The organism is Pseudoalteromonas sp. Of7M-16 (assembly GCF_022347805.1).
GTDB classification, from domain to species: domain Bacteria; phylum Pseudomonadota; class Gammaproteobacteria; order Enterobacterales; family Alteromonadaceae; genus Pseudoalteromonas; species Pseudoalteromonas luteoviolacea_F.
In genome coordinates, this window is the sequence record NZ_JAKRFY010000025.1 from 1 (window position 1) to 16,012 (window position 16,012).

At 43.4% G+C, this 16,012-nt stretch carries 7 protein-coding genes and 1 pseudogene; all 8 read right to left on the reverse strand.

Annotation, left to right across the window (positions count from 1 at the left end; genetic code table 11):
• Nucleotides 1-569: 569 nt before the first annotated feature.
• The 8 genes and pseudogenes from MHN81_RS21235 to MHN81_RS21270 all read right to left on the reverse strand — a co-directional run bounded on the left by MHN81_RS21235 (nt 570) and on the right by MHN81_RS21270 (nt 15,811).
• On the reverse strand, nt 570-2,195 hold the full coding sequence (locus MHN81_RS21235; protein WP_023400024.1) for a methyl-accepting chemotaxis protein: 1,626 nt from the start codon (nt 2,193-2,195) through the stop codon (nt 570-572).
• Nucleotides 2,196-2,551: 356 nt separating this feature from the next.
• On the reverse strand, nt 2,552-3,127 hold the full coding sequence (locus MHN81_RS21240; RefSeq protein WP_023400023.1) for a hypothetical protein: 576 nt from the start codon (nt 3,125-3,127) through the stop codon (nt 2,552-2,554).
• Nucleotides 3,128-3,459: 332 nt separating this feature from the next.
• Complete coding sequence (locus MHN81_RS21245) at nt 3,460-5,970, reverse strand: glycoside hydrolase family 3 protein (RefSeq protein ID WP_239426696.1); 2,511 nt, start codon at nt 5,968-5,970, stop codon at nt 3,460-3,462.
• Between the two features lie 35 nt (nt 5,971-6,005).
• Nucleotides 6,006-7,163, reverse strand: a complete 1,158-nt coding sequence (locus MHN81_RS21250) for a sugar MFS transporter (protein WP_231105436.1) — start codon at nt 7,161-7,163, stop codon at nt 6,006-6,008.
• Nucleotides 7,164-7,359: 196 nt separating this feature from the next.
• Nucleotides 7,360-10,329, reverse strand: coding sequence for a TonB-dependent receptor (locus tag MHN81_RS21255; protein ID WP_023400020.1), 2,970 nt, complete (start codon nt 10,327-10,329; stop codon nt 7,360-7,362).
• A 579-nt stretch (nt 10,330-10,908) separates the two neighbouring features.
• Nucleotides 10,909-13,566, reverse strand: a pseudogene (locus tag MHN81_RS21260) (family 16 glycosylhydrolase); the annotation flags it as partial.
• 281 nt (nt 13,567-13,847) lie between these two features.
• Nucleotides 13,848-14,690: a LytTR family DNA-binding domain-containing protein gene (locus MHN81_RS21265; RefSeq protein WP_239426651.1), complete on the reverse strand. Its 843-nt coding sequence runs from the start codon at nt 14,688-14,690 to the stop codon at nt 13,848-13,850.
• 14 nt (nt 14,691-14,704) lie between these two features.
• The gene (locus tag MHN81_RS21270) at nt 14,705-15,811 is read right to left on the reverse strand and encodes a histidine kinase (protein ID WP_239426652.1); all 1,107 of its coding nucleotides are present in this window, start codon (nt 15,809-15,811) and stop codon (nt 14,705-14,707) included.
• Nucleotides 15,812-16,012 lie beyond the last annotated feature (201 nt).

Sequence of the window (16,012 nt, forward strand, 5' to 3'; positions counted from 1 at the left end):
CGCTGAGGCTGTCACCTCTAAAACCAACACAGCGTCAATAAACATGGATTGCGGGGCAAGCCCACAATGACGGTATTGACCGTGACAGCATTCCCCTCCTCGTCACCCTGAACTTGTTTCAGGGTCCATAGTGCAAAAGACAACGACTGCAAATCCAGTAAGCACGGTTCTTTTGCGCAAGGTGAAGTAAGTGCAAAGTGTTAATGACAACGAGCGCAGCGAGCTCATTTACTTTGCGCAAGGTGAAATGAGCTAGTTTAACATCCGCGAAGGCTGTCACCTCTAAAACCAACACAGCGTCAATAAACATGGATTGCGGGGCAAGCCCACAATGACGGGTATTGACCGTGACAGCATTCCCCTCCTCGTCACCCTGAACTTGTTTCAGGGTCCATAGTGCAAGAGACAACGACTGCAAATCCAGTAAGCACGGTTCTTTTGCGCAAGGTGAATTAAGTCCAAAGTATTAATGACAGTGAGCGCAGCGAGTTTATTTACTTTACGCAAGGTGAAATGAGCTAGTTTACTAGCCGCTTAATACGTCACCACTAAAACCAATGCTGGGACAATCACGTTTTGAACGAGTCAACTTTCTCTTTTAAGCTGCTTGTATACTCACCCAGCGCATTACTTGCTTCAGCATTCAATTGCGCATTTTTAGCGATTTCGATAATACTATTGTTAAATTCGTTGATGTTGGTGCTAATTTCAGAGATCACCGATGTTTGCTCTTCCGTGGCTGTTGAGACTTGCACATTCATATCAATGATTTCATTTACTGCGTTATTGATTTCCGCCATATACTTGGCAGATTCATTCGCTTTTTCGACGCTTGACGTCGCACTAGATTGCGCATTTTCCATCGCGCCGACTGCGTTTTGTGCCATCGACTGCAACTTCGAGATCATTTCTTTAATTGATTCAGTCGCTTTTTGTGTATTGTGCGCCAACTGCCTAACCTCATCAGCAACAACCGCGAAACCACGACCGGACTCGCCAGCTCGAGCGGCCTCAATCGCTGCATTTAAAGCTAATAAATTAGTCTGCTCTGCCACACCTTGAATCATCAATACAACTTGGTTAATTTCATTACTTTGGGTGTTCAATGCCTGTATTTGCTCTGTGTTATCAGCCACTAATTGCGCCAAACGCTCAATCGATTGAATATTATCCGTAATTGTACGAGTCCCCTGCTCAGCAAGTTCGCCTGATGTTTCCGCTTTGTGGGCCGTATTTTGAGCATTGTTTGCAACTTCTTGAATTGCCGCACTCATTTGCGTCACCGCAGTCGCTATCATGGCCGTCTGTTGCTCTTGATCCTGAGAAGTATTGGCCATGGAAGAACTGATTGTCGTCAGGTTGTTAGATGTTGAAGTGAGCTCGCAAATCATCTCCATTAAATTTTCGACTAGATTGTGCAAGCAATTGACCATTTTATTAAAATCATTGCCAATCTCACTTAACTCATCTTCACCTGAGACTTGCACACGCTGGGTTAAATCCGCATTTTGTGCAATGATTTTAATTGTCTTGCGTAACCCTTTTAATGGTCTGTGTATGGAGCCGTATATCAACCAACTTACACTCAGCATAGCCACAACAACAACCACCGACGCGATAATCATTCCAACTCTCGTGGCATCCGCCTCCGCATGGCTAACTTTGATCAATTGGCTAGCTTCATCTAACTGAAGCACCATTAATTCATTGTAGCCCTCACTGAGTGGATCAAACGTATCGTAAAGGTCTTTAACAAATTGGCTGTAAGGTACAGAGTCAAATTTATCTTGCGATATCAGTGATTTATACTCCTCAATGAGCAGGTTAACTTCCCGCTCAGACTGCTTTATTTGCTGAACAATCGCTTGCTCTTGGCTGGTCAAATTACCACTTAAGTATATTTGCCATTCTTCAATCGCAATTGACTTTGCTTCCTCAATACTCCTGAGCGCCTGACTGGACGTGAGTTGTTCACCTCTTAATTTATGGAAGGTATCAACGATAACAACCGCGTAATTGTCCGAAACAACTTTAATTTCTTTTAATGGCAGCACCCTACCTGAGTACATTTTATCCATGTTCGTGACAAGATGAGATATCGTGGTTAGCGTAATGATTGTCGCCACAACAAACAAAATGGCAGGCAAGCCAGACAGCGATAATAACCGACTTTGTACAGAGAAATTATTCAACATCAAATTTTCCTTAAGCTGAGCCTAAGCACCTTCAAGATTAGTATTGACTAACATGACGAAATTACAATGTAAAAACTTGACGAATGTTATATTTCATATACGCAGTCTGACGATCTCTTGGCAGTCAATTGTGACTTTGGCTACTAAAAACATCAGGGCTATACTAACGGTGATTTATATCATTTATATGTATGGCAGCAGTACTTGATATTGAACAGTTAAATGAGCCTGAGGGCTTTAAATGAATTGATAAATTGACTGCAAAGCTAACGGGGTAACAAAGGGGGTTTGTCTGCGCAAAGATCTCGCCAGTGCTCAATGTCATACTGGCGATTCAAGTATTTATCAAGAAAACACTACAAGTACTGGTCCGTCAATAACGTGTAAGTGCCTAGCAGAACAAGATACCATAGCGCTACGCCAATAAAGATAAATACGTAATTGATAAGCGTAAAGCTTGAATTAGCACTACCGCTAGGGTCGTTGTTCGCCTTGTTAACCAACATTTGTGCCTTAAAACAACAGAAACTGGTAATAACCAGAGTTAAATACCACGCCAGCTCAATGTACAGCGCCACTTGCCCAGTGCCAGACTTAGTGTTAATCATGCCGCCGACAATAGTCACAATGACAAACGCAGTTGCGTAGTGGATGATTCGAATCGGCTTTTCCCCATTTTCCTGTTCATACTTCACCTCAATAAATGAAAATAAAGAATGGGTAAAAAATATTGAAAATATTGCTCTTGGCACTGGCCAGATATCTTCGCCAGTGCTTTTCTTGTATTCGCTCCAATGTTTGTAAAACCAATACAGTGCATAAATGCCTAGCGTCATTAAGCTAAGAGTCCAAAACTTTTTCGCAGACACAATATAGAACTGCATCTGCGCAGGCTCATCGGTATTTAATCTAGGTAATACTTCTTCTGACATTACTTCCTCGACGTGAATGAAACTATACATGGTTAAAAAAAAGACGAAATCCTGACATACAGTTGCCTTATTTGCAATACTAAAGTCCCGCTCTGGCACGCTGATTAAGTTAAAAACAAACAAAAGGCTGAGTGTGACGGGCTGCAAAAATTATGCTCAAATTAAGAAGCTCAGTCCCATATTTCTAGATATCAGGATACAAACATGCCGTTTACTCTATGCAAACGGCATTGTGCGATTTACCTGAATTTACAAAGCAATATATATTTAAGCAGTTCGCTTACTCAGTGCTTCTGTTGTGCTTCTCCATTACAAAAGTGACCACGTTCATGTTAGTCACAAGCAATGATCAGAGCATTTGGAACCGCAGCCCGCAAAGCTATTTTGCTCAATCCTACTTCAGCGTTACCAACAAGCGATATCTTAAATGGAGACATGGTCTGCGATAATTTAGCATCAAGGCTTTCGAAGCAACTTAAAGGCAGAGCAATCTGCTGCCAATTTGTAGTTAGCCTGCTCAATGTTTCGTCTGGAATTTTAATTTGCGAACTGCACTGGGTTTCTTCCTGACAATTCACGCCAACAGAGGTGTGAGAAAGCGAGCCTGATTTCAATGAGATATCAAAGGTGAGGTACGCATTCGAATTTACATATGCACTGAGATCTTCAGGGAAACCATGCTTACTGAGTAATTGAATTCCCGCAATATCTGAGTTGCTAAATGACAATTGAATGCTGTCTTCCTGTACAAAGCGATCAATCGTTCTGTATTCAACCCCATTCAACTGCTCGCTATTCGATTTAACAGGTTTTTTCTTATTACTTTCAGTTAAATATAGTGCCCAAGGTTTTTTGGGCTGACCGTCATATAAAAACTCTACTTCATTAACACTGGCGCTAACGTCAAACAACTCACTCAGATTATCTTGTAAAGTATCAATTTTTTCGTAATTCAGCCCATAACCATATTCAAACAACGGTTTTTGTCCATCAAAACGGTTCACATGTTGCGTTGGTGAATTAGGCCAAGAAAATGAAAGTCTGCCTGAAAAGTCATATTGGACACTATCGTTTATATCTCTTAACAGCACATCGGCAACACCACCCCCTTCAGAACCAGGCAGCCAAAGCGCCACAAAAGCATCACTGGCATTTAACTCTGCATTTACCCACATAGGGCGACCACTTATGAAGAGTGATACTACAGGTATACCTTGGGCCTTCAAGGACTTTATTAGCTGCAAGTCTTTGTTAGTGCCATATTGATATGCCAAATGAGGTCGGTCTCCTTGCCCTTCTGCATAGGGTTCCTCTCCAAACACAACAATCGCGACATCTGGCTTGTTGCTCTTTTCAAAAGAACCATCAACACTCAAGGTAATTTCACCACCAGCTTTCAACACCTGTTGTTTAATCCCTTCATAAATTGAAGTACCTCCAGGAAAGTCTGTATTTGCGTTATTCGTCCCTTGCCACGTAATAGTCCACCCACCTGACTGTTTTCCGATGTTATCAGCACCATCTCCGCTGATTAAAATATTTTGTTTGGCAGATAGCGGTAAAATCCCTGCCTTATTTTTGAGCATGACCATTGATTTTCTTACGGCTTCTCTGGCTAACGCTCTGTGTTGCTGATTGCCCATTATTTTGCTCTCACCAGCATAAAGTCGCTGTGCAGGGCTAGGTTTATTGAACAACCCAGCGCGTAATTTCACTCGAAGAATTCGACTTACCGCATCATTTACTCTGCTCAGCGGTATCGTGCCGTCCTTGACTTGGCTGACAGTATTATAAAATAAAGGCTTCCAGCTTTGAGTTGGGGCCATAAACATATCCAAGCCAGCATTGATCGCTTGTGGACAGTTATCATTGCTACACCCTTGGATCTGGCCGTGACCATTCCAATCACCTACCACAAAACCATCAAATCCCATTCGGTCTTTTAATACAGTAGTCAGCAAATATTTATTGCCATGGATTTTATCACCATGCCAACTATTAAAGGATGCCATTACCGACTGAGACCCAGCTTTTAAGCCACCCACGTAACCTTGTGCATGAATTTTAAACAGAGTTTCTTCGCTAACAACATTGTTCCCCTGGTCATCTCCTTTTAGTGTGCCGCCATCACCGACAAAGTGCTTGACCGTACTGATCACATGTTGCTCTTTAAATACGGAATTAGAGAACCCATCACCTTGTAGCCCTTTCACAATGGCATAAGCATAATCACCGACTATTTCAGGGTCCTCTGAGTATCCTTCGTAGGTCCTCCCCCACCTGTCATCTCGCACAGTGGCGACCGTTGGCGCAAAAATCCAGTCAATGCCAGTTACCAGTACTTCTTTGGCGGTGGCCTGAGCAATTCTTTCAATCAATTTAGGGTCATTTGCTGCACCCAATCCAATGTTATGTGGGAACAAGGTCGCACCAATCACATTGTTGTGACCATGAACCGCATCTGTGCCCCACATAGTCGGGATTGACGAACCATCTAAAGACGCATCGATAGATGCTTGATACATAGACTCCGCCAAGGCAACCCAATCAGCCACAGAAGCGTGTTTATCACCATTTGGAAAAGCCCCACCACCATTTAAATAAGAGCCGAAGCCATATTTACGCATGTCTTCAACTGTAATATCGCGTATTTCAGGTTGGATCATTTGCGCTACTTTTTGCTCAATTGTCATATCGGCAAGAAGCTTGGCAACACGCGATTCAACATCTTTGGAGGCAGCGACCTCAGAGGTAATATTTGGCCAAATTGATGGGTCTTTTGCTATTTCTGCTTCTGTTTCAAGCTTTTTGGATTGACCACATGCACTAAGCAAACTCGCCATACAAATATATAGTAGCGTTGTTCCTTTTAAGTTGTTCATTGCGCAGTCTCCTTTACTGATTTTTTATGACATCCCCAAAGACCAAAATAAGTAATGAAGATATAGCACGTTGCGGGTAGGAAGAATGAACCATTAAGGCCAATATTGTCAGCAAGTACCCCTTGTAAAATTGGGATGATCGCACCGCCTACAATCGCTAAACATAATAAACCTGAGCCACGACCTGCATCTTTACCTAAACCTGAAATTGCCAAACTGAAAATCGTAGGAAACATAATAGAATTGAATAAACCAACCGCTAACATTGCCCACATAGCAAGTGCACCGGTTTGATTCACTGCAAATATAATGAGGCCCATTGAAACAACGCCATTAAAAGCCAGTACCTTTCCACCTGAAACTTTTTGCATCACTGCTGCACCAATAAAGCGCCCTATCATCGCGCCGCCCCAGTAATACGCGATCAGCTTGGCTGCTTGTGCTTCATTTAAGCCGGCAATGCTAGGTTGATGTAAAAAGCTCACCAGAAAGCTACCAATAGAAACCTCAGCGCCCACATATAAGAAGATACCTATTGCACCAAGAATCAAATGCGGATGATCTGTTAGCGGCCTTGTACTTGTTGATGATTCATCTTTTGACTCAACGAGTTTCGGTAACTTCAGCGCAGAGAAGACAATGGCCAATACCCCCAATGCAGCCGCGAGCAATAGATATGGTACTTGTACGGCTTCGGCACCACTCGACACAGTATCTTGCCCTGATGAGAACAAAAGGTAAGCACCAAAAAATGGTGCAATTGTAGTACCCAGAGAATTAAACGCCTGTGTGAGTGTGAGCCTAGATGGTGCCGTTTCTGGCTTACCAAGTGCGCTTACATACGGGTTAGCAGACACTTGTAAGATTGTGATCCCACAAGCCAATACAAACAGAGCAAGTAGAAATACTTCGTATAACCCAATAATCGCCGCTGGCACAAACATCACACAGCCCAAAGCAGCAATAAATAAGCCAAATACAATGCCTTTTTGAAAGCCAATTTTACTGACCAGATTTCCCGCTGGGATAGACACAATAAAATACGCGCCAAAAAAGCAAAACTGAACCAGCATTGCTTGCGTGTAACTTAGTTGAAACGCACCTTTGAGGTACGGAATTAAAATATCGTTCAAGCAGGTAATAAAGCCCCACATGAAAAATAAACTTGTGAGCGCACAGAGTGCAAAACCAATGTTTTTAGGATAGTCAGAAGATTGGTCCACTTGCGCAGCTTTTGAAGCAAACTCGGTTGCCATAATTAAAAACTCCAACCAACACCGAGTTAATGCAACAGCGTGTGTTGCAAACTCGGCGCTTTAAAATTACAAAGAAATAAGAGAGTGATTAGATTTACTGAAAGCTATATCTCACACCTAGGGTATACCTTGGGCCATATTGCCTAGCAAATAAGAACTGTCGTTCGAATCGCCCAAAACCTTGCTCAGTTTCGTCATTGAGGTTTATGCCCTCAAAAAAGACCGTCCAGCGCTCGTCAATGTCATAGTTTACACTGGCATCTAACTGCGCGTACGCCTTCGCAAACTGTGGTGGATTGTCAGCAGAGCCTTGATCTTGACCAACCCCAATCAAGTACTCATCACGCCAAGCGTATGTCACTTTGATAGACAGCCCGTCTTTTTCATAAAAGACTTGCGCGTTTGCCGAGTCACTTAATCCCGTTAGCGGTGTTTGTTGATCTAGGCTGTTTACGTCAAATTCTACGTCGCCATCGACAAACGTTGCGTTTATTCCGATGCCAAAACCGCTCTCGCCAAGCACATGCTGAAATGCCACTTCAAAGCCATCTACCTTTTTAGTGTCTGTCGCATTAAATGGCCTAGTTATTTTCCAAAGTAATAGCGGATCGCCATCAACGGGCTCTATGTATCCTTGCGAATTAAGTGTCGCGCCATTTGCTTGCATTTGCAGAAAAATGGCGTCACTTGTTGCTTGCTCACCACGCGCTTCAATATCAGCTACCGCCTGAACCCACCTCGGGCCTTGATAAATATCATTAAATCCTTCAATGGTCGTTTCGCTAACCTGACTTCCGATGAAGTTCTTTACCGATTTTTTGAAGTACCCAATCGCTGCATAGCTACTTTCATCGTAATAGTACTCGAAGCTTAAATCTAAATTTGTAGACTCAAATGGCTCTAAATTTGTATTGCCTTCACTACCGTTACGAGATCCAATTTTTGGGCTGCCAGAAAGCACTCTACCACCAGATAAATCACCAAGCGGCGCACGCGTGATTGTTTTGCCCCAAGATACGCGGCCAACTAGCTCATCGGTGAAATCTACTTTGACGTCAATCATGGGCAGTAGCACATCGTGTTGCCCTTCAGAAGTGTATTGGCTATTGTCCTCAGGGAGGTATTGTGTATGCCATTCACTGCCGCCTAACCACCAAACTGATACTGGAAGTGGTTGTGCATCAACACTGGTGACGTCTGTTTCTTCGTATCGAATGCCCAGATTCAAATAAACTGGCAATGACGCGACCTCAAATTCCCAAGCGCTCTGAACATAAAAGCTCACTGTCTCTTCTTGAACAGAGCTTTGAGAAAAGGTGCCTAAATCGTGATACGCAGTTGTGGCAAAGTAGTCGTCACCACCGAGTACTTCATTTGTCAGGAATGCTTCGGAGCGCGCTACCACTTCGTCAAAGTCAAAGGTGTAGTAGTAATTCGGGTTCAGATTTGCGCCGCCACTTGCAAATGCATCCAAAAACCCATTGGTATTGTTTCTGACAAACATGCTATCTGGAAACATTTGTGGCCAAGCCGGATTAAATAAAAACCCGCCAATTAAACCACTCCATGCATTTGATCCGCCCATGGTTTGGTCCGTCATAGCAACACCAAACTTGACATCGTTCAATGGAATATCAAAACGATCATTCTCCCATGTCGCGTCTATTTGCAGCTGCTGAACTTCAGCCTTACCAGGGGAGTGAACAAACTGGCTAAAGTGTGAGTCAATTTCACTTTCAAGCAATGTTGTAGACCCATTTAGCCAATGTATTTGCGCATGTGGGATATCACCTGTGCGGTAGTCATAAGTTTTGGTTCTTAGTTGGTCTGATCCCAACACCAAAGATCCTTCACTGCCAATGCCCTTATCGATACCATTGTCAGTTTCACTCGAAGAATCGTGATAGTCTAAAGAAACGTGCCACACGTCATTGATATGCCAATCGATATTAATACCTGCTGATTTTTCAATGACTTCTGTTGTTGAACGCGATGCAGTGAAAGAGCCATCATTACCACTAATATCGGCAAAAACAGCAGTTCCATTTTCATCTAGCTCATACGCATTGATATTGCCACCATATTCATTCCACATGCCCCAACCTATACCATTTTTACCTGTTACGGCTTTGGTATGGGTGTAGTCGACAGAGAATACTAAGTCATCAGACGGCGCATATTGAAACACAATGTGACCATTGGTTCTGTCCCGTTCTAAATCTTCAATGCCATAGTTCATGTCACGAGGAAAAAAGTAATCTCCTACTCTGTTTCCTTCACTGTCCAGCGGTCTAGGATCGATCACATTACTGTCATCAATATTGCTGGGTAAATCAACATTGGCCTGCCACCCCTGAATATGCGCCTGTTGCTTTTGAAAATCTCTTTCATGGTGCGTAAGCGAGAATGACACCCCAAATGCATCGTCAATAAAAGTGTTTGAATAAAGTGCTGACAGCTCTGGGGTGATATCATCATTTTCGACGTTTGACGAATCATGCATAGCCTTAGCTGAAAAGGTATAACGCTCCCCGGGGCTTGCCAGTGGCTTTCTTGTCACGATGTTAACGGTTGCCCCTAAGCCGCCGCTTGGATTTTCAGCACGTGCAGTTTTAAATACCTCCAAGGCCATCACACCATCAGCAGACAAATTCTCTAGGTTATAAGATCTTGAATTACCTGTGCCAGGCATTTGCCGGCCATTTAAAGTAATTAAGTTAAAATCGGGGCCAAACCCCCTAACCGTAATTTGAGAGCCTTCGCCATTACTCCTGCTCACCGCAACACCGGTGATGCGCTGTAAAGACTCAGCTAAGTTGGTATCTGGGAATTTCCCCATTTCCTCAGCTGAAATCGCATCAACGACCCCTGATGCGTTTCTTTTGAGATTCATAGCACGGGTCAAACTCCCTTTGATCCCACGGATTTCGATCACTTCTATTTCTGAATTTTGTTCTTCTGCTGTTAAATTGGTTGCTGGTTGCTCGTTGGCATACACTTTTCCTGATAGAGCTAAAGCGACACACAAAGCCACGCGCGAAGATACAAATTGAACTTGTTTCATAACTAACCTACATAAATTCTATGTTCTGGGGGAAGATTATTCCCCCTTGCATTTGCCGCGTTACGGCACTGTGATTGCTGCGTTATCAACTCTATAAACCGCACCTTCGCCTGTGCCCCAAGCAGGAAACACCATCACAACATTGATGTTTGATAAATCTAAGCCTGCGTCAGCCAATGACTGTAAAGAGTAGGTATAGGTTTGCCACTGCCCAGTAACTGGAGCTTGCGCTTCGAGGCTCGCACTCAAGTCGAGTTCTACCGCGGTTTGAGCATCGAGTGACTCAATCTTGAACTTCCAAGTACTACTGGCATCATTGGGGGCATTGAGCACTTTCATATCAAAGCGAACAACCCCTTGTGAAAGTAAGGAACTGGCATCAAAATGTGCGCCTTCATTTGCCAAAAACCCCATCACTGTTGGCTCAGCACCGATTGAAAACTCAGCAGTCACACCATGCTCTGCATCATCTTGTTGCTCTGTCGGCGTAGACCCTCCACAACAATCCCAGACTGGCCAACTGCTGTTTTGTCCATCTTTAAAAAGCGTTAGAGACTGTGGCTGAGGTACTGAACTTTGATTGTAGATGAGCACATTATCCAACCTAAATACTGCGCCTTCGCCGGTGCCCCAAGCAGGAAAAACCATCACGACATCAATCGCCGTCACATCTAACCCCGCAGAAACTAGGCTTTGTAAAGAGTATGTATAGGTTTGCCATTGACCGACTACAGGGGCTTTGCCTTCTTGGCTAGCCGTCAAGTCCAGCTCTACCGCCGTGGTCGTATCCATAGATTCAATCTTGAATTTCCATACAGACTCAGCATTTGTTGGAGCACTCACCACTTTCATCTCGAATTGAATGACACCCGATTGTAAAAATGCGCTACTGTCGAGATACACACCATCATCCGCAAATAGACCAACAACAGTGGGCTCGGCACCAATTGTATATTCAGCAGTCATACCATGTTGTGCATCGTCATTGACAAGTGTGGGTGTCGTACCACCACAACAGTCCCATAGTGACCACTGTGATAACACATCATCTTGAAACAGCACATGTCCTTCGAATGTTGGCGCATCCATTGGTTGATAGAATTTCAAATTATCGACGCGATAAAGTGCGCCCTCACCCGTACCCCAGGCAGGGAAAATCATCACAACGTCAATGGCACTCACATCCAGCCCTGCACTGGCTAAATCAGAGAGCTTAAATGTATAGGTTTGCCACTGACCTGTAACAGGCGCTAACCCCTCGATACTACTGGTAAGATCAAGCTCTGCTGCCGTTGCGGCATTATTACTTTCTATTTTTAACTTCCAAACAGATTCAGCATTCGCTGGCGCATTGACCACTTTCATTTCAAATTGCAGCATGCCATCGGCAAACATAGACGATGCGTCATATGGCGCTGGTGAAACACCTTCTTCAACGATATTGTCAGCACGTGATATAAAGCCCAACACCGTTGGTTCACTGCCCACAGAGAATTCAGCAACATTACCATGCTGGGCATCGTCTTCAACGATTTCTGGTGTTGTACCTCCGCAGCAATCCCATAACGGCCAAGCAGGGTTAACTGTGTCTTCGAATACAACAAATGATTGTGGTGCGGAAACGCTGTCACCAGCAATGCGCATATTGGTAATTTGATATACTGCGCCCTCACCGCTGCCCCAAGTTGGGAATATCATCACAGCATCGATAGCATTGAGACTAAGACCGCCATTTACCAACGCTTGCAAAGGAAATGTATAAGTTTGCCACTGTCCAAGCGCTGGGGCTTGACCTTCAATGCTGGTGGTCAACGCCACTTCTACAGCCGATGATGCATCGACGCTTTCAACTTTTAAAAGCCAAGAGGTATCGGCGGCATTTGGCAAGCTCACCACCTTCATCTCAAAGCTCAGCGTGCCACTATTTAGAAGCGGGCTCGCATCAAAAGGCGTGGCTGCGCCCGCTTCGTCGGTAATAAACTCTTCACGAGAAATAAACCCATTCACGGTTGGGCTATCGCCAACCATAAACTCATAAGCTGCACCTTTTTCAGCGTCATCGACTAAAGCAGGTGTCGAGCCGCCACAGCAATCCCAAGCTGGCCAATTCGGATTTGGCGTACCAGTAAAGATATCTAAATTCTGGGCTATGCCGGAGGAAGGAGGAATGGGCGTGGGCGCTTTACCTTCAACTAATGCGTCATCTAAGCTATCGAATCCACCTCGAACCGTATCGCAGCCTTTACCTGTTTCTTGATTAATTTGGCATTGATACACGCGTACATAATCGATTTCAAAATGCTGCCCACTGGTAAAAGCAGACGCATCAACCCCCAATTCATTGACACTTTCAGGCCAGTTTCCACCGACTGCAAAATTAAGCAACATATGGAATTGTTGGTCATAAGGCGCGTTATCCCAGTGTGTTTCTAATTCACCAGAGCCCTGTCCAAAATACTCTGTGAACCAACCTCGGTAAATTAACCCGAGGGCATTGCCACTGCTGTCGTAAAGTGCCTGAGAGCGCCTTTGTGTTTGGTAGAGGTAACCATCTACATACCAGCGGATCTCACCTTCTTGCCATTCTATCGCATAGGTATGAAAATCATCTGCTGGGTTCATGTCATTTGGCAATAAATATTCTTTACCGCTCGATTCATTATCAGGCCAGTCTTTACCATAATGCAAAGTACCATAAACATGGCGCTCTAGTGTGCCATCTTCTCTTTTTGCTTTTAGGTTGACCGACTCAACCACATCAATTTCACCAGATTTTGGCCATCCGCCGTATGTTTCATCGGTTGGTAGCAGCCAAAATGCCGGCCAACTTCCCTGGCCAGATGGTAATTTTGCCCGAACTTCAAAACGTCCATACTTGAAATCTGCTTTGTTTTTAGAACTTAATCTCGCTGATGTGTAGGGTTTTGGCTCCCCATCTGCCGCCGGTAAAGCAACAATATGCAAAACGCCATCTTCAATATAAGAATTCTCACTGCTGGCTGTGTAGCACTGTTGCTCATTATTACCGCCACCATCACAATTGACTTCATGCAGCCATTTATTGGCATCAATGGTGTCTGCATCGAACTCATCACTCCATACGAGTTGCCAATCAGATACGGGAACTTCTGGTGATATTTGGCTGGTATCAGTGTTCGTTTCAGCGCCCCCGCCACACCCTTGCAGTGTCGCACTCAGCAGGCAAACGCCAAACACTTGGTTTACTGTTGGTTTCATTTCATCACTTCCACATTTGCTCACAGTGCATATGTGATATTTTCTGATATCGAAAACATCACACTGTGAACCTTGGCACATTTATCGTTGTCATTTGGCCAAATGCATTTATTTTAAATGCAAATTAAATATGTAAATTTGGCAGTTAAAATATTGATAGAAAGATAATATTGTGACAATCGAAATGCGCTATCGCGGTGCAATTTTGCGTCAATGCTGGTGCAGCTGCACCTAGCACGACAAGACGAAACAATTACACGATGAAATGTGAGGTATGAGGGCTATAAAAATGCATCTCCCACACGAGATTTCAACAATAACTTCAATGTGTCACTATAATTTCGACTCACTTTGAGTCGGATATCTCCCCCTAAATCCAACATCGATTCATTGTTCTTTAGTGTGGTAAAACTTTTAACAAAATTCACATTTACTAAGGTAGATTTATGGATTCGTGCAAACGTGCCACTATCTAGCTCTTCACTGAGTCGCTTGAGTGTGATCCTCACGACATAATTTTCCTTTTCTGTGTGAATGCACATGTAATCTCCCGCAGCATCAACCCACATAATATCGTCTACGCACAAAAACACTTGCTCGTTGTCATGATTCTTAATCAGTAATTCATGTCTTGGTTTTGTCGGAAAAGGCGCACTTTCTTTATCGAGCCAGTCTTGCAGCTGTGAGATACTCAAACCCGACGACTCACCTAGTGCTTTTAAAAGCTTGGCTTTTTCTTCACTCTTTTGCGTACGTGTAGATTCATTAAGTGAGTCACGAATTCTGTCTACTGTTTTTTTAAGCCTGCCAAGATTCACAGGCTTCATGAGGTAATCCAACGCATTGAGTTCAAACGCTTCAATCGCATAGTCGCTATACGCACTGACAAACACAACCAGTGGCATAGTATCTGATTGCAAGCCTTGAACAACTTCAAGGCCGCTTAGACCCGGCAGCCTTAAGTCGATAAACAATACATCTGGCTGATGCTCATAACACAGCCGAATTGCATCATCGCCGTCAAACCCTTCTCCCACAATCTGAATATCAGATATGTTTTCAAGTCGCAGCCTTAACCCCTCTATTGCCAAGGGTTCATCATCAACCAGTACAGCTGTAATCATATTATTTCCAAGTCTTATTTTGTTATCACAAAGGGAATAACCAATGTGACGCGTGTTTTTGTATTGCCACTCTCAACATTGAGTTCACATGGCGTGCTAAAAAAGGTTTCTAGGCGTTCTTTGGTGTTACTTAAGCCGATCCCAAACCCTTTTTCATTGGGTTTGTCTGATCCCCCCCCTTCGTTTTCAACCAAGATCATTAACTGTTCATCTTGCTTGGTAACCCGAATATCGATTACGTTTCGTTGTTTTCTCGCTTCAACACCGTATTTAATCGCATTCTCTGCTATGGGCTGCAAAACTAAAGGAGGGATTTTGGCCTGCCTTGCCTGGTCGTTTATGTCAAAATTTACCTTGAGGCGTTCGCCAAACCTTACTTTCTCAATACTCAAATACAAATCAAGCAGCTCAATCTCTTTGCCGATGTGACTGGCATCAGATGTGTCGTGCTGGAGCGAAGCACGGAAGAAATCGCAGAGTTTGTCTAACATCTCCTGCGCCATATCATTCTCTTTTTTCATGATCAAAGTGGAAATGGCATTCATGGTATTAAACATAAAGTGGGGATTTAACTGATACCTCAGCATTTGTAGCTGTGCGTCTTTGGCCGCTGTTTGAGCTCTAAGCAACATTTCATGTTCTTTTTGCAAACGCGCGTTATACAGCATAATAAAGAATATCGCTGTCCACACAAACATGGTAGAAACCGAAAATAAGAACCAGCCACCAAACTCAAGCATATTAAGCTCTTGATACCATACTTGGTTATACACAATGGTTTTGTATGAAGCCAACTTAATGATATTAAAAACTAAACCTAAAACCGCTGCGCTGACAAAGCTCATTATTAAAGTGCGCTTGAGCGGCCAGTGCACAATACGCCTAATGATTGACCACTGTACAAATGACAGAGTAAAACCAAAACCCACCTCAACAGCCAAATTCAGCATTTGTCCTTTTAAGTTAAAGTCGTTGTCATCAAACTGAGGATGAATAATCGAGATAAAAACAACCACGGTATAACCAAGCCAACCAAGGATCTGTAACGACCAAAACTGGTGACTTTGTTTTGAAAAAGCTTGCAGAGAAATTGTCAGTTCTGACTGGGTTGGCGCATTCATTATTGTTGTACGGTATAAACTTATCCTAATTCAGTATAAGCGCACATTACCGAGGAACCCAAATCAGCAACAATTATTATTGAGCACGCTCACATTTATTCCTTTAATATGGATGATTACTTATAAACCACTGAATTTATTATTTTTTACAAAAATAATTGAAAAGTATATTTACTGAATAGAACAAACAAAAACGCCCAC